The organism is Enterococcus sp. AZ015, assembly GCF_050499225.1.
Classification (GTDB): Bacteria; Bacillota; Bacilli; order Lactobacillales; family Enterococcaceae; genus Enterococcus_D; species Enterococcus_D entomosocium.
Genome location: NZ_JBMHEX010000001.1, coordinates 188206 through 204008 on the forward strand (window position 1 = coordinate 188206; position 15803 = coordinate 204008).

General features: G+C 44.4%; 12 protein-coding genes. 9 read left to right on the top strand and 3 right to left on the bottom strand.

Features of this window, described 5'->3' with window-relative positions:
• Window positions 1-84: 84 nt before the first annotated feature.
• Window positions 85-1221 carry a hypothetical protein gene (locus IGK85_RS00890; RefSeq protein ID WP_008376502.1) on the bottom strand — a complete coding sequence of 379 codons (1137 nt, stop codon included), beginning with the start codon at window positions 1219-1221 and terminating at the stop codon, window positions 85-87.
• 410 nt (window positions 1222-1631) lie between these two features.
• On the opposite strand from IGK85_RS00890, the gene IGK85_RS00895 reads away from it, so the two are divergent.
• Genes IGK85_RS00895 through IGK85_RS00905 form a run of 3 tightly spaced genes read left to right on the top strand, consistent with a single transcriptional unit; the run spans window position 1632 to window position 5146 of the window.
• A complete protein-coding gene (locus IGK85_RS00895) occupies window positions 1632-2933 on the top strand; it encodes a hypothetical protein (protein ID WP_008376499.1) in 1302 nt (433 codons plus the stop codon).
• 49 nt (window positions 2934-2982) lie between these two features.
• Window positions 2983-4368 carry a hypothetical protein gene (locus tag IGK85_RS00900; protein ID WP_008376497.1) on the top strand — a complete coding sequence of 462 codons (1386 nt, stop codon included), beginning with the start codon at window positions 2983-2985 and terminating at the stop codon, window positions 4366-4368.
• Between the two features lie 4 nt (window positions 4369-4372).
• Window positions 4373-5146: a hypothetical protein gene (locus IGK85_RS00905; RefSeq protein ID WP_008376495.1), complete on the top strand. Its 774-nt coding sequence runs from the start codon at window positions 4373-4375 to the stop codon at window positions 5144-5146.
• 89 nt (window positions 5147-5235) lie between these two features.
• On the opposite strand, the gene IGK85_RS00910 is transcribed toward IGK85_RS00905, so the two are convergent.
• Window positions 5236-6165, bottom strand: a complete 930-nt coding sequence (locus tag IGK85_RS00910) for a methyl-accepting chemotaxis protein (protein ID WP_008376493.1) — start codon at window positions 6163-6165, stop codon at window positions 5236-5238.
• A gap of 218 nt (window positions 6166-6383) precedes the next feature.
• On the opposite strand from IGK85_RS00910, the gene IGK85_RS00915 reads away from it, so the two are divergent.
• The 5 genes from IGK85_RS00915 to IGK85_RS00935 all read left to right on the top strand — a co-directional run bounded on the left by IGK85_RS00915 (window position 6384) and on the right by IGK85_RS00935 (window position 11997).
• On the top strand, window positions 6384-7343 hold the full coding sequence (locus IGK85_RS00915) for an alpha/beta hydrolase (RefSeq protein WP_008376492.1): 960 nt from the start codon (window positions 6384-6386) through the stop codon (window positions 7341-7343).
• 253 nt (window positions 7344-7596) lie between these two features.
• The gene (gene alsS, locus IGK85_RS00920) at window positions 7597-9249 is read left to right on the top strand and encodes an acetolactate synthase AlsS (RefSeq protein ID WP_005232673.1); all 1653 of its coding nucleotides are present in this window, start codon (window positions 7597-7599) and stop codon (window positions 9247-9249) included.
• 18 nt (window positions 9250-9267) lie between these two features.
• Window positions 9268-9984, top strand: a complete 717-nt coding sequence (gene budA / locus IGK85_RS00925) for an acetolactate decarboxylase (RefSeq protein ID WP_008376489.1) — start codon at window positions 9268-9270, stop codon at window positions 9982-9984.
• A 302-nt stretch (window positions 9985-10286) separates the two neighbouring features.
• Entirely contained in the window at window positions 10287-11717 is a 1431-nt protein-coding gene (locus IGK85_RS00930) for a catalase (protein ID WP_005232671.1), read from the top strand.
• Between the two features lie 16 nt (window positions 11718-11733).
• Window positions 11734-11997 carry a hypothetical protein gene (locus tag IGK85_RS00935; RefSeq protein WP_005232670.1) on the top strand — a complete coding sequence of 88 codons (264 nt, stop codon included), beginning with the start codon at window positions 11734-11736 and terminating at the stop codon, window positions 11995-11997.
• Between the two features lie 183 nt (window positions 11998-12180).
• Here the strand turns inward: IGK85_RS00935 and IGK85_RS00940 are convergent, their stop codons facing one another.
• Window positions 12181-13674 (bottom strand): helix-turn-helix domain-containing protein, encoded by a 1494-nt coding sequence (locus IGK85_RS00940; protein WP_008376486.1) that lies wholly within the window; start codon window positions 13672-13674, stop codon window positions 12181-12183.
• Window positions 13675-14265: 591 nt separating this feature from the next.
• Here IGK85_RS00940 and IGK85_RS00945 point away from each other — a divergent pair.
• Complete coding sequence (locus tag IGK85_RS00945) at window positions 14266-15783, top strand: peptidoglycan DD-metalloendopeptidase family protein (RefSeq protein ID WP_429972125.1); 1518 nt, start codon at window positions 14266-14268, stop codon at window positions 15781-15783.
• Window positions 15784-15803: the final 20 nt, after the last annotated feature.

Here is a 15803-nt window from a genome sequence, read left to right on the forward strand (position 1 = left end):
CGACGAGACAACCACTTTAGACTGCAGACAAACCTTAGACAAAAATGAGGTTTGTTTTTTTTCGTTGCAAAATATTAGTGACTATTACGGAAAACATTTTGCGCAAGGAGTAAGTCCGCGACTTTGCGCTTCTGCTAAAGTGGCAGGCGTGTAGGTACCGTTGCCGCATTTTCTCGTATGATATTTCGAACCTGTTGGTGTAACGAGGACCGACGTTTGGGCTTGATTGCTAGCAGCGACTGGCTGACTTTGTTCTGGCACAGCGGCGGCTGCCTGCCGTTCTTCCTCCGCCTTGGCTTGAGCGGCTGCTTGTTCGTTGGCAGCGATCGTTTGCGCCACTGTTTTTGTTCGAGTAGCTAATTCCTCATCGGGGGTCTTGAGACGAGCGACAGCATCTTCTGCACGAGCAAGGGTATCTTTTGTCGGCTCCGCCTCTGCCGCTTCCACCGCTTGGACAGCTTCTGCAACGAGGGCTTCTGCTTCTTTCTCAGAAATCTTAGTTTCTACAGTGGATAACCGACTTTCAAACGTTTCCTTGTTCAACACTGCTTGTGCGACCAATTCTTTTGCCTGATCGAAATCCTTGCGCTCAAGAGAAGCTTCAGCGGTATCAAGGGCTTTGCCGATGGCAAGGTGTTCTTCAACTACAGCTAGCCGGGTAGCAAAATTTTCGTAGGTTTTACTTAAAGCATGAATCAGCGTCACGGCTTCGTCATAATTCTTTTGGTTTGGCTGGGTTTCGGCAAGCGCCAGTGCCGTCTCAGCTTTTTCCAGTGCTGCTTGTTCTTGTCTTTCAGCTTGTAAATTCGCTAGAAATGCGCGAGAAGGTTTGACGGTGACGACTTCTTCTTTGGCGCTTCCACCCATTGAGGCTTGGAGAGTAAATTCCTGTTCCTCTTCATCTTCAAGTTGCACGGTGTAAGAAAATGTTTCGTCCGCCAGCGAAACCTCCACCCCGTTGATCGTCAGTTGCGCTTCTGGGTTGGTTTGACCCGTAATCGCCGCTTCGCCTTGTTCGTTGGTAACCAGTTCTGCTTCATCTACGTGAAGCTCCGGTGTTGCTGCTGGAGTCATTAGTGCTCCGCCAATCAATAAGAGAAAACCACCCATAAAAATAACGATTTTGTTGCGAAGCGACTTTTTCTTGATCAAACTAAGAACAAAAAAGATTCCGCTTACAACCATTGTCAAAAAACCAACAACAAAAATAAATATCCCCATACTTTTTTCCATTTCCTTTCTTGTGAATAATTTAATTATAACATTTTTACTAACGTATCCGCCATCAATAACCGGCTAGCAAGGGTTGCTGAACGTATGGAGGGAGTTCAACTAGCAAACCAATAGATTTTTATCAATAATAAATAGATTTACGGAAATTTTTATTATAAAATGATGTAGAAAGGTTTTTTTTCGTTTGTATTTGCTTTTTTTGCTAAACAGCTCTTGGTCCTAATACACGTATTTACTTCATTACTAGAAAAAGACGCTTTGAACAAACGGATGAAATCGAGCAAATACCTGCAAACAAGCGGCTTTCCCCAAATAACACCATAAAAAAGACATTCCCCCTCATGTGCAACTAAGCCACTTCATTGATAAGAAAATCAGTATGTGCAAAAGGAGTAGCAATGAAAATCACACAAATCCAATGTCCCAGCTGCTTGGGTCAGTTAACCGTTGACTGGGAGACAGGAAAAGCAGTCTGCCAGTATTGCTTAACTAAGTCAGTCCTACAGTCGCCGCCAAAACAAACGCAAGAAGCTTCGAATGAACAGGCTCCCGTAGTTTTTCAAAAAGTCAAAGAAGGGTTTTATTCGTTTGCCTTTAATGAAGACGAGGTAGCAAATGCCTTGAAAAAATGGCTGATCCAACAGGAATCAGTTCCTGAGGACATTATCGTTCATCTTGAAGTCAGCGAGGTAAAACGATATTTTATTCCGATTTATGAATTTCAGGTGACCTATACGATGCACTGGGAGGGGGCCTTTGGCTACGATACCCATTCCATTGCATGGGCAGGCTCGCATACGACCACGTGGGAAAAGAAGCGAGGCGACCATTCAGGTGAGACGGTTATATTCTATCAATGCGGCAGTTCGGAGGTGATCGAACAAGAAATTCCTCAGAGCTTTGAGGTCAATGATGAAATGAAAAGAAAACCGCACTTTAATACCGATCAAAAGGAATTTCAACAGCTAGTCTCAGCACATGCTATTCATGTTTTTCCCTTTGATATTGAGCAAGAGCAGGCGCTCTTTGGTTCTGAAAAACAAGCGGAATTGAGAGCTCATGCGAATGCGGTGATCCAGAAGAAAGAATCTGCCGATCATCTAAAAGAGCTGCACCTAAATCTTTCCCTGATCAGCTGTGCTACAGAAGAGCTCTACTTTCCCCTGTATATGGGCACCTTCAAGTACCAAGAGCAATCCTTTGAATTTGCGATCGACGGCAAAGATCCTGACCGAATGAAGCTGCCGATTATCCCACAGTGCCAAGCTACCTATCAAACGGTTGCGAATTTTTCAAAAGCTCGTAAGGTTTTTGGCTGGTCCTCCGTACTCTTTTTTACGTTAGGTGTGATCCTGATGATCTTGGCGCTATTCATTTCTGAATGGCTTCCTCTAGGAAGAGTATTTAGGGCTGTCATAGGGGGAATTGTCATGAGTTCCCTGCCAACTGCAGTTTATTGGGTAGTATCGGGGATAGTGTTGCACTTTCTAAAAGAACAGTACCTCAAAACAGTCCAAAAATTTAGAGATGAGCTCCAAAGAGAATTATTAGGTAAGAAAACTGGGACAGCTTTTTTAGCAAACTACGAGAAGCGTGGAAAGCATCTTGCAAGAATGAGGAAATTTTATGAATGGCTCGATACGCTCGCTTATGTGGTCGTGGTCGTTATCCTTATTTGGAACATTCTTCGGTTTCTTTGATAAACCATCTTGTTGAAAAGAAAAAACGATTCATAAAAAAGGAGAAAAAATGAAAATCACCCAAATCCAATGTCCCAGCTGTCTGGGACGTCTAGAAGTTGATTGGGACTCAGGGAAAGCAGTCTGTCAGTATTGTTTAAATGAGCTGTTGATCAAACCGGAACAAAAAAACCAGGAACAAACAAAACAAGTCGTCTCGCTTAAAGAGTTGCCACACATTCAAGGGACTGTCAAAGAAGGGTTTTATCCGTTTGCCTATGATGAAAAGGCATGTGAAGCGGCGTTAAAAAATAAACTAGCATGGCAAGAGACCATCTCGGAAAGTATCTTTTTTGAGCTAGAGATGGTTCATCTAAAACGTGTATTTATCCCGATGTATTACTTTCAAATTGCTTATGATGCTCAAGTGAGAGGGAGCTATGTCCACGAGGAACAGCAGAGGGGGAGTGGGCGCATTACTGCCGATATTTCTTTACATAACAGCGGGAACACAACAATTTTCAATGAATATTTCCCTACGGATACCCAAAAAGAAGCGGATTACAGTATCAATGGTAAGCTGCCGCTGCATCTTCAAAAAGGAGCCGCCTATTGCACGGATATGCAGCAGTTTTCGGCACTTAGCCAAGGCGCTCAGGTGCTGCCCTTTGATATTTCCAGAGAAGCGGCACTCTCTGATACCCATCTAATGGAAGTCTTTGAAGCAAAAGCCAAAGACCATTTGGTGGGAGCAGATGTTGCCAATGAGGTTCAACTGACTCTTTTTCCGAAACAATGTGATACGGAAAAACTGTATTTTCCTTATTACATTGGCGAATTCAAATACGGAAACCAAACCTATTCTTTCGTGGCTGATGGCACCGATGCTGAACGTCTCTTTCCAACCCAGCTTCCTGAATGTGAACAGCTGGTGCAAGTGAAGAAAAGTTTTTCCAAAACCAGCAGGATCCTTGGAAATTCTTTCTGTATATTTTTATTGTTAGGTATGCTTTCAGGAACGTTCTTGAATCTTTTTTTTGGTGGATTTTTAATGCCTGCCGTTGCCTTTAGTCTGATTGTTTCAGCGGTCATCTTGCTGATTGCTTGTGTCGTGACTTGGTATTTCTTGCTCGTACCAGAGGTCAAGTTTTTCTCAGAGTACGGCAAATTCAAAGCAGAACTTTCTCAGGCATTGAGTCAATCGGATGCATCAGCAACTGCAGTGAAGAAAGCTTTTGAAACGCGTAGGAAGAAACTCGTCCGACAGACAGTATTTTACAGCAGTCTGGAAAACATGGCGTATGAATTCGCCTTGATCCTTTTTTTAACATTCCTGACTTGGTATTTCGGTTTTTATGGCATATCGCTTCTAGTGCTGCTGGCGTTTTTCAGCTGGAATACGATCCGTATCTTTACCACGGATAGCTCCGATACCTGTATCGAAACGAAAGGATGATTCAATGGATATTATTCCGATTCAATGCCCCCACTGCTTAGGAGAACTAGAAGTCAATTGGGACGCTGGCACGGCGATTTGTCTGTATTGTCGTGGGAAAATGGTGATCAAACGGTCCTTCGATCCTACCAAAAGCCCGCATGCCAATCCTATGACAGCAAAACAGCTTTCGTTGACGCACCTTGCTGTTTTGCTGAAGAAAATCAGTCAATCAGCTGCTGCCAACCAAACGATGGATCCTCTTCCCCTGGGAAACTCCTCAGCGGCAGGGGGTTCAAGTAATCACAAGCAGTCAAAGCAAGCGGCAATGAATCAGACGTCTTTGATTCAGCGGGCGCCACGCGATCCAGTCAAGGAGCGACAAACTCGTTTGAATGCTTTTTTGCAAGAGCAAAATTTTTTGTTCTATTTTTCTGGAGAAAGACAAGTGCTACCAAGGCAATGGCAAAGACAAGTCCTCGCTAGTTTTCAAGTGCCTGAAACGGAGACCCCTCTTGCGTTGCTAACGTCAAAGATGACTGGCAAGCAAGCGAATGCGGGACTGCTTTTTGGCGTTGAACGAGTGTATTTGTGCACGTACGAAAAGAAAGAAAAACGAATAGTCAGTTTTTCCTGGAGTGTTTGGAAAAACCTCGGTTTTGAGGTCCAGCATAAAATGTTTAGTAGCTTTTTGGTGATTCAACAGGAATATCGTGTTCCTCTTCAAGCATTGGGCTTTGCGACCCAATCATTTTTGCAAGAATTACAGCAGTTGCTGCAAGAGTGGGAGACTGGCTAGTGCTGAGTATCGATGAAATCAAATAGGGAATCAATTTATTGGTCAAAAAAACAAAGAGAGCGTCGCAAACAGCGGCGCTCTCTTTCACTTCATGTGGTTTCCAACTCAGCATTGTTGGTCTCTGTTAAATACTCGGCTTCATCGTTTAAAAGACTGGCCGTCGTTCGCAGCGTGTCGTAAGAATGCAAAACGGCAGCGAGACTTTTTTGCGAATCACTGATTTTCATAGTCGTCGACTCGGTACTATCTAACACGACTAAGGCTTGTTGGTTGATGGCTTGCATGGTTGCGGCAATGGTTTGGGTCAACTGCTTGGTCTGTTCGGCTAATTTTTGCATTTCATCGGCAACTACCCGAAAGCCAGCTGCTTGTTCGCCGATCCGTGCTGTTTCGATGGAAGCGTTGAAGGATAGCAGTTTGGTTTGTTGTGCAATGCGGTCGATGTCATGCAGCACCGCTGTCACCTGTTGGCTATCCATTTCTAAGGCATGGGTCGTTGCTTGATTTTGATCAGACAGCCGTTTGACTTGCGCCAAGTTCTCTGACAAATGATCGACTTGCTGATGCCCGTTGGCAGAAAGTCGTGTCAGGGAAGCAGCACTTTCTTGCACTTTTTTGATAGTGACCGCTAAGGCTTGTTCTCTTTGGGTAATGTCAAAAGCGATTTTGACGACGTTGACGACTTCTTGCTGCTCATCGAGGACGGGGAAGTAGATTCCTTCTAAAATCAGTTTTTCTCCTTGTTTGTTTTTTCGGATGATTTTGTCTTGAAACCGTTGCTTTGAGTACAGCAGTTGATTCCAAAAAGCTTGGTAATCCGTACTGGCAGCATAATGGTCAAAACAAAAGGTCCGATGCGGCAAGCCAATGATTTCTTCTTGGCTGTACCCTAGGATATCAGTCATGTTGGCATTGGCGAAAACAACTTCTTTTTGCGGATCAAAGACTATGACAGCGAGTTCTTGAAAAATAGCAGCGAGCAGACGGTTATTTTGTGTTTCATCTAATGTGAATTTCATACGTACTTACCTACGCCTTTCAGTTTTTTGGGAAGTTTACACAGCGAGTGTCTTACAGTTATCGGTCATGAAGGCAAGGCAGTTAAGAGTGCAAAAACCACCTTTTTTGTCGAACAAAATGCCTGGAAGCAGAAGGAAGCAAGATTCTTTGCATCAGAATGACTTGGTGGTACCCTTAAGGTCAACACGAACGATTTCAAACAAAAGGAGAGAATCGTATGACAGATAGAATTTCGTTGGAAAAAGCAGCCGTTGAATTTAGTGAGGCAAATGCACCGCACCCACGGATCTATGAATTACCGCCAGAAGAAGGGCGCGCACTATTGGAACAAGTCCAAGAGTCACCCGTCAATAAATTGGCGGTTGAGATAGAAGATCAGACCGTAGATACAGGCGAATGGGGGACCATCAATGTTCGTTTTGTTCGTCCTGAAGGAAATCATGCGATTCTCCCTGTCATTTATTATCTCCATGGCGCGGGCTGGGTCTTCGGCAGTGCCGCGACTCATGATAAATTGATCCGTGAATTGGCGGTACGAACCAACTCGATCGTCATTTTTCCTGAATATAGTCGTTCACCAGAAGCAAAATACCCAACGGCGATCGAACAAAATTATGCGGTCTTGCAGCAATTACCGGGATTTGTCGATGTCAAAGGCTTAGACCTTAGCCGTTTGACCGTGGGTGGTGATTCCGTAGGTGGGAACATGGCGACCGTTATGACCTTGTTGACGAAAGCCCGTGGCGGCATTCCGATCGCACAGCAATTATTGTTCTATCCTGTGACAGATGCCCGCTTTGATACGCCTTCGTATGAAGCATTCGGCGAAAACTATTTTCTGACCAAAGAAGGGATGCAATGGTTCTGGGATCAATACACGACGGATGAAACACAGCGGAATCAAATTACCGCTTCTCCTTTACGAGCGACCAAAGAGGAGTTAGCCGATCTGCCACCAGCGTTGATCATTACAGGGGAAGCAGATGTCTTGCGGGATGAAGGGGAAGCCTATGCGCAGCATTTACGAGCAGCTGGCGTGGAAGTTACCCAAGCACGTCTGCAAGGAATCATCCATGATTTTGTGATGGTCAATGCGATGGATCAGACCCAAGCTGCACGAGCGGCCATGACACTGGCTGTCGGTTGGCTGACGGAAAAAAATGTCCCAGCAGAATAAAAAACCGACAAAAGAAGCTTCTTTTTAGAGGTGTTCTGATACAGTAAAGGATTTATGGGGTGGAGCGATCCACTCCTTTTTTTGTCGGAAAAATGGAAAGACATACACCTGCAGTCTGAAGCAGATGCAAACGCTCTCTAAAAAACTACGTTTTTATAGTACAGATATTAATGAGTGTTTTTCGTTTATAAATAAATAGAAAGTGCTATTATATGTATTGTGATTAATACAGTTTTCGAAAAGAGGTAATACAGTGAGCGCAAAAGGATCAGAAATCATTGTTGAAAGTTTAGAAAATCATCGGGTGCCTTATATCTTTGGGATTCCCGGTGCAAAAATCGATGGCGTATTTGATGTGTTGAGTGATCGGGGACCAGAGTTGATTTTGGCGCGACATGAACAAAACGCGGCATTTATGGCACAAGCAATCGGTCGCCTGACAGGAGAGCCAGGAGTCGTCATTGCGACAAGTGGACCAGGAGCCAGTAATTTAGCGACTGGGTTGGTCACGGCAACTGCCGAAGGTGATCCCGTCCTGGCACTAGCAGGACAAGTGAAGCGTTCTGACCTTTCAAAATTGACCCACCAAAGCATGAATAATGCGGCATTGTTTGCGCCGATCACGAAATTCAGCAGTGAAGTCCAAGATCCTGAAACCCTTTCTGAAAGTATTGCCAACGCCTTTCGCATCGCAAAAACAGCGAAAAAAGGGGCGAGCTTTTTATCCATTCCTCAAGATGTGACGGACGGAACCGTTCAAGGGGCAGCGATCAAACCACTATCTTCGCCTAAATTAGGCAGTGCCGATGCAGAAGATATCCAGGCACTCGTCGATCGGATCAAAGAAGCCAAACTGCCTGTCTTACTCTTAGGAATGCGGGCTTCAGGCGTGAAAGAAACACAAGCGATTCGTCATTTAGTTGCAAAAACTGGGTTGCCTGTCGTAGAGACCTTCCAAGGCGCTGGGATCATTTCTCGTGAATTAGAAGAGCATTTCTTTGGCCGCGTCGGCTTGTTCCGCAATCAGCCTGGTGATATGCTGTTGAAACGCAGCGACTTAGTGATCGCTGTGGGGTACGACCCGATCGAATACGAAGCTCGCAACTGGAATGCGGAAAAAGATGCCCGCGTGATCGTCATCGATGAAGTACCGATGGAGATCGATCCATTTATGCAGCCAGAAGTTGAACTGATGGGCAGTATCGCGAAAATTATTGAACAACTATCAAAAGCCATCGATCAGTATCACTTGACCGAAGACGCTCAAAACTATTTAACGACGCTGCAAACCAAACTCAATGAAAAACCAGCGGATGTCGAAGGCAGCAACAATACCTTGCATCCCCTGGAAATCATTGATGCTTTGCAACAAGAAGTGACCGATGACATGACGGTGACGGTGGATGTCGGCAGCCACTACATTTGGATGGCCCGTCATTTCCGCAGTTATGAGCCACGGCATCTGCTCTTTAGTAATGGCATGCAGACTTTAGGGGTAGCTTTGCCATGGGCGATCGCGGCAGCGCTCGTGCGACCAAATACTCAAGTGATCTCTGTATCTGGCGATGGTGGCTTCTTGTTTTCTGCCCAAGAGTTAGAAACAGCCGTCCGTTTGAAACAAAACATCATTCACTTGATTTGGAATGACGGTACCTACAATATGGTGAAATTCCAAGAAGAAATGAAATATGATCGTGCTTCTGGGGTTGATTTTGGACCAGTTGATTTCGTGAAATATGCCGAAGCGTTTGGTGCCAAAGGCTTACGGGCAACCACCAAACAAGAATTGATGGCAGCCATCGAAGAAGGCTTTGCAACGGATGGTCCAGTGATCATTGATATCCCTGTGGATTATTCAGACAATGCCGATCTTGGCAAAACGATCCTACCTGATCAATTTTATTAAGACCAAAGGAGCATCAAGATGAAAGTGAAAAACAAAAGTTATTTATATCAGCATGGCACCCTAGGTGGGTTGATGCAGGATTTAATGGATGGCACGGAGCAAATCGGAAAAATGCTTGAATATGGCAATTTTGGGATTGGTACTTTGGCTGGTTCCAATGGTGAAGTGATTATTTTAGATGGTGAAATCTACCATGTAGACGAGTCGGGCAAGGTACAAGTGCTCCAAGGAAATGAAGGAACCCCCTATGCGGCAGTCGTTGATTTTTCTGCGGCGAAGCACCTGCAGGTCAGCCAAGAAATGACCGATGAAGAAGTGAAAAACCACGTCCTGACAGAAGTCAGTCCGAATTTGTTTTCCGCTGTCAAGATTCATGGGGTATTTACCAAGATACACGTCCGCGTTGCCCCAAAGCAAGAAAAACCGTACCCAAAATTCATTGAGATCATCCAGCATCAGCCGGAATTTCAAGCAGAAGATATCAGCGGCACGATCGTCGGGTTCTTTACCCCGTTGTTGTTCCACGGTGCTGCGGCCGCCGGTTTCCATTTGCATTTTATTAGTGATGATCGCACATTTGCTGGTCATGTCTTAGACTTTGAAGTGGCAGCTGGTGAAGTCGAATTGATGGAACTAGCCGAATTTCGTCAGCATTTTCCTATCGACAACCAAGACTACTTGCAGCGGGAGATCGATGTCGCAAAAATCGCCAAAGATATTGAAGCTGCCGAATAAGTAGCAGGCAGCAAAAAATAATTGATCGCCAGTAGAGTGGTCTCGGATCGAATGGAACGCAAAGCAGCAGTGAAGCCAACGCTTCACTGCTTTTTTGTGCTTCCTTTTATTCATGAGGCTTGCTGCAAAACCTGGATACTTCGATAGAAAAATTGGGAAATGGTCAAAAATCTGAATTAATTCTTATTTCCGAGCAAATAAATTGATATATTTTAAGAATAATGATAATTTTTGTACTAATTAGAAGTATTTTGTTGAGAGTAATTGCACTTGACTGATTTTATAGAGAAAAGAGGAAAGATATGAAAAAAAAGTTGACGACTGCGCAAGGAGCCAGTGTAGCGGATAACCAGAATTCTTTGACGGCGGGGCGCCGTGGACCAGTGTTGATTCAAGATGTCCATTTGCTAGAAAAACTGGCACATTTTAATCGTGAGCGGATTCCCGAACGGGTCGTTCATGCGAAAGGTGCGGGGGCTCATGGGGTCTTCCGAGTAACAAACGACGTAACGATGTACACGAAAGCGGCATTTCTTTCAGCCATCGGGAAAGAAACGGAGATGTTTATTCGCTTTTCAACGGTTGCCGGAGAACTAGGGTCTGCGGATACGTTGCGCGATCCTCGGGGGTTTGCGGTTAAATTTTACACGGAAGCGGGGAATTATGATCTCGTGGGCAATAATACCCCGATTTTCTTTATTCGTGATCCGTTGAAATTTCCTGATTTTATCCATACCCAAAAAAGAGACCCGCGAACGCACTTGAAAAATCCAGAGGCGGTGTGGGATTTTTGGTCCCATTCACCGGAATCCCTCCATCAAGTCAGCCTGTTGATGGGGGATCGGGGCTTACCGGCAACCTTTCGTCATATGCATGGGTATGGGAGCCATACATTCGCTTGGCTCAACGCAGAGGGAGAACGCTTTTGGGTGAAATATCATTTTCGGACGGATCAAGGCATTATGAACATGAGTGCGGCACTCGCAGCAGAACTTGCGGGAAGCAATCCTGATTATCATATTGAAGATCTATATAAAGCGATTGAGGCAAAGGAGTATCCTTCTTGGACACTCTATGTTCAAATCATTCCCTTTGAAGAAGGTTGGTCAGCTGCCGTCAATCTTTTTGATGTGACCAAAACAGTCTCACAAAAAGACTATCCGCTCATTGAAGTGGGACGAATGACTTTGAATCGCAATCCAGAGAACTATTTCAACGAAGTCGAGCAAGTCACTTTTTCACCGGGCAATATCGTTCCAGGGATTGATTTTTCTCCGGACAAACTATTGCAAGGTCGGCTGTTTGCTTACGGTGATGCGCATCGTTATCGAGTTGGACCCAACAGCAGCCAGTTGCCGATCAATGCGCCAAAAGCGCCTGTCCATAATCACCAACAGGACGGTTTCATGAATACCAAAACGAATTCTTCAGGGATCAATTATGAACCGAACAGTTTCGATGGCATCAAAGAAAACCCGCATGCCAAGGGCATCCACTATTCGTTAGAAGGAGAGATCGGTTCCTTTGATTACGATGAAGACTATTATAGCCAAGCAGGTGATTTTTATCGTTTGCTCTCAGAAGAAGAACGAACACGTTTAATTCAAACGATTGCGGGAAGTTTGGGACAGGTTCAAAATCAACAGATCAAAGAACGGCAGGTCATGCATTTTTACCGTGCGGACCCAGAATACGGCAGACGAATCGCTGAAGCGATCGATGTGAACATTTAAGAAAGGAGGAAAAAGAATGTTACTTTTACATGTAGTTTTTGGTCTTTTATCTTTTGTCGGAGCAATGATGCTGGGGGTGGCCTTTAAAGGGCAGCTGCGAGAGCTTTCAAGGCTTCAGCAATGGGCAGTCGGTTTGAGTTATACGGGCACGCTGTTGACGGCGATTTTGGGGATCTTGTCTGCATCTTCTCATCCAATCATCGTACTCATGACCCTCGTAGGCGCACTGGCTTTTACGAAACGGACATTTTTAAGTGCAGATCAATCCAAAGAGCAATGATTGCTGATAGTAGCAGCGTAGAAGGAAAAAGCGTACTTGATTCATTGGAAAAGTCCCATATAAAACTGCTTCCACTAAAAAAGAACAGCTTTATATGGGAGGATTAGTCAGGCGTTCGTTTAAAGGCGACAAGGAAATATCAATTCTCTTTCTTTGGAGAAGCGGCGTGAATGATTGGAATTACTACGTATTATCAAGAACGACCAACCGCAAAATTCTCGGATTGATTCGATTCAAAAGATAATTCCAATCGGCAGCGTCGGGTATTGATTTTAATAAGACACTTTCAACATCCAGTAAGTATTCAGTGGCGTATTCGGAGTAGTTAGTAATGAGAAAATTAATGTTTTTTTCTTTTAAATACTCGTGGGAGAGTTCGTTTGAATCAGGGTAGTACATTTCATGATAAACGCCAAGATATTTTCGGATAATACTTTCAGCGTACTCACAAACATACTCGTTACCTTCAAAAATAACAGCTATAGTTCTCCGCGTGCCCCAATTCTCTTCAATGATGGCTTCCATGTGGAAGGTGAGACTTGCACAAAAATCATCCAAATGGTCGAAAGAATAGAGTGTTTTCACAAGAGGATGTGAGAGCAAAAACTGGCGATTTTTTTTATATTCAGCCGCAAATTTCTCTTTGACGAAAGCATTCAAATCATCGATGTTGACGTTCATCGTTGGCGATAACAACTCACGAAGCTTGAAAATAGTAAAGAATGACTCTAACCAAAGCAAATCTTTTTGTTCATCAAAGCTGTTGCCGCGATTTTGGGCATAGAAATCAGCAGTGATTTGTTTGATCGCGGGCCAGTGGTTATAGTTAAGACAAAACGCTTTGCTTGTTTCTAGATCGGTGTTGAGTTTGCGACGACAAATGATGCAAGTCAGAAGATAGATTGCTTCTTCTTGAGGAAACTCAAAGGTAAAATAACGCTGGATAATCTTTTTAAGGTCCTCATAATTTGAAAGTAAACCATTTTTTTTAACTAACTCGCTTAGTTCTGGAGAGGGGGCAGCAAGTAAACCGCGTTTGCTGCGCTCCACGCTAATATAAAGGATATAAGCAAAATAAGAAAACGAAGAGCTCTGTAAGGCCTTCGTTTCCAAAAGGTCAGTGATTTCCATCACCGCATCTTGTACATGGATCGAGGGAAATAACGTGTGGACATTAATGTCAGACTCGTAGTAAAAAAGACAGAAAAATTTTCGTATATCGATCTCCGAACCTGCCAAAGAGACGGGATCCGTTTTTATTTTTAAACCGAAAGGGGATAAAAATGGCTGTATTTTCCGGAAGTAGCTGATCAGCGCTTGTTCAGAAATATTAAGCGTTAAGCTCCAATCAAAGAGGGTTTGCTGCTCATCATAAAAAATACTTTCTAAAATCTGGAAAATCGGTTCATCTTTTATCAGTTCTTGCTTTTGCTTTCGATACCTATCATGATCGATTTCTTCAAAAAGATACCCGATTTTTGCTGTATGGATCGCCATAGCCCCTTTAAAATACTCTCGCAAGCTAGCAATGTCAGTAATCAACGTACGCGTACTGCTCTCGGTCACTTCAGCGAGTTCTCCCAGTGTACGGGAGGGACTTTTCTCAAATTCATTCAACAATTGCAGCCAGCGAATCAACGTACGATTTCGCATGAATTTTAATTGAAATGTTTTCATGTCAGCCTCCGAAAAATAAGTTTAAATAATTATAGCATAATCATTTACACAGAGAATGAAACGTTCAACTGTTAGGCGTTCTTGCCACAGTGCCTTGAAGGCTCTGACTACCAGCAGAACATTTCCGGGAATATCAATCGTTCACGGTAAGTATAGCAAGGACCTGAGAAACCAATTGCCAAAAATCATACATAAACTTGAGAAAACGAAGCGCTAATAGAAAGGCTCCAAACGCTAGATAAAAAGCTAATGAAGCAAGAAAAGACGATAAAAACACAGTTTTTCAACTGGCAGTTGCCCATTTGAAAAACTGTGTTTTTTTCTGATGACGCCAGAGGATCTTAGGCAACAGAAAGAAAAAGCTGCAACCCAGACTCGATAACGAATTGGATGCAAAACGTGATCCTTTACCAGTAGACCCATTCTTCCAACAACTCGTTCTCTTTGACAAGCACGGGAGTCATTTGCTTGAGTCGAAAAAACGAAGCGTAGTATAATAAAAGAGAATTGATATTTATTTACTATTTGGATGACAACATGTTTTTTTGATAGAGGTTGTTAAGTGAAAAAAGGAGAGAAAGGAAATCGCCTATGAAGCATTCGCAAAAAGGGGTAGCGCTTCTTTTGGTTTGCGGACAACTTTTAGCTGGTGTGCCAGTTTCAGCTGCGGTTGTTGCATCGGAAGGTACGATCGTTGCCCAAACATCAGAAACAGCTGCACAAGAAAGTGACAGTAGCAGCACAGCAGGGACGGTTGAAGAAACTGCTCCAGCAGGGGAAGGACAAGTGTCCGATTCGGAGCAAGGATCGGCACCTGTAGAAAGTGTACCAGAAGGATCTGAGACAGCGCCGGAGGGAACAGAGCAAACCGAAGAACCAACCCCAGATCCCCAACCGACGCCAGAACCGAAACCAGAGCCGAAACCAGAGCCAGAACTACCGAGTAAGCCAGAGCCTTCTCAGCCAGAAGAACCAACCCCAGCACCGAAACCAGAAAAACCAACGAAGCCTGAAGCGCCCAAACCTGAGACGCAGCCAGAGAAGCCCCAACCGTCAGAACCTGTAGAAACGCAACCGACACCAGAAGCAAACAGTGATGCAAGTCAAGAAACACCGGCGGCTGTGTCTCCGATCATACCACCAAGTACCCAAGCACCAAGCGGGCCAAGTCAATCCGATCCTATAACGCAGCAAGGTAGCGAAACGAGCTTGACGGTCACACCAGTAAAAGAAGTGTGGGATTTTATCCAAGAAATCGGCGAAGATGCCCGAGATATTGGCTTGAAAAATGATTTGTACGCTTCTGTCATGATTGCACAGGCTATTTTAGAATCAGGTGGCGGTCAAAGCAGATTGAGTCAGGCGCCGTACTTCAATCTCTTTGGTATCAAAGGAACCTATCACGGACAGGGTGTTGCCTTTCGGACACAAGAAGATGATGGTTCGGGAAATCACTATACGATCACGGCAACGTTCCGCCAATATACTGGGTACAAAGAGTCATTGATGGACTATGCTCGTTTGTTGAAAGAAGGGGTCGGACAACAGTCTGATTTTTATAAAGGTGTATGGAAATCAGAAGCGGCTTCTTATCAAGAAGCTGCCCATTATTTGACTGGTCGGTATGCCACTGATACCGCGTATGATCAAAAGCTGACCGCATTGATCGAAGCCTATGCGTTGACCCGTTATGATCAGAAAAAACCTGATGTGACCGCAAGTGAGACGTATCTTTTTCCTGTTGAAAAAGCCGTTGTCACTTCTACTTTTGGCCCACGTTGGGGAAGCTTTCATCGGGGCGTTGACTTTGCCGCAGCGTTTGGGACACCCATCATGGCGAGTCAATCTGGAACGGTCATCCGTTCAGAGTTTCATCCTTCTTGGGGGAATTATGTAGCGATTCTCCATGAGGACGGGATGACGACACTCTATGCTCACAATCAACAGAACCTTGTGAAGGTTGGTCAACAAGTGGAACAAGGAGAAACGATTGCGCTCATGGGTAGTACGGGCAATAGCACAGGCGCACACCTGCACTTTGAAGTCAGTGCATCGCCTAGCTTGAGCCAAGCGAAATTGGTCGATCCAATCGCTTTTCTAACAAAATAAGGATTGCCGAAAAGAGAGTA

What these genes read in the sequence shown, in the direction of transcription:
- IGK85_RS00890 (WP_008376502.1), bottom strand. Translation starts at nt 1,221, where the DNA reads ATGGGGATATTTATTTTTGTTGTTGGTTTTTTGACAATGGTTGTAAGC.
- IGK85_RS00895 (WP_008376499.1), top strand. Translation starts at nt 1,632, where the DNA reads ATGAAAATCACACAAATCCAATGTCCCAGCTGCTTGGGTCAGTTAACC.
- IGK85_RS00900 (WP_008376497.1), top strand. Translation starts at nt 2,983, where the DNA reads ATGAAAATCACCCAAATCCAATGTCCCAGCTGTCTGGGACGTCTAGAA.
- IGK85_RS00905 (WP_008376495.1), top strand. Translation starts at nt 4,373, where the DNA reads ATGGATATTATTCCGATTCAATGCCCCCACTGCTTAGGAGAACTAGAA.
- IGK85_RS00910 (WP_008376493.1), bottom strand. Translation starts at nt 6,165, where the DNA reads ATGAAATTCACATTAGATGAAACACAAAATAACCGTCTGCTCGCTGCT.
- IGK85_RS00915 (WP_008376492.1), top strand. Translation starts at nt 6,384, where the DNA reads ATGACAGATAGAATTTCGTTGGAAAAAGCAGCCGTTGAATTTAGTGAG.
- budA (WP_008376489.1), top strand. Translation starts at nt 9,268, where the DNA reads ATGAAAGTGAAAAACAAAAGTTATTTATATCAGCATGGCACCCTAGGT.
- IGK85_RS00930 (WP_005232671.1), top strand. Translation starts at nt 10,287, where the DNA reads ATGAAAAAAAAGTTGACGACTGCGCAAGGAGCCAGTGTAGCGGATAAC.
- IGK85_RS00935 (WP_005232670.1), top strand. Translation starts at nt 11,734, where the DNA reads ATGTTACTTTTACATGTAGTTTTTGGTCTTTTATCTTTTGTCGGAGCA.
- IGK85_RS00940 (WP_008376486.1), bottom strand. Translation starts at nt 13,674, where the DNA reads ATGAAAACATTTCAATTAAAATTCATGCGAAATCGTACGTTGATTCGC.
- IGK85_RS00945 (WP_429972125.1), top strand. Translation starts at nt 14,266, where the DNA reads ATGAAGCATTCGCAAAAAGGGGTAGCGCTTCTTTTGGTTTGCGGACAA.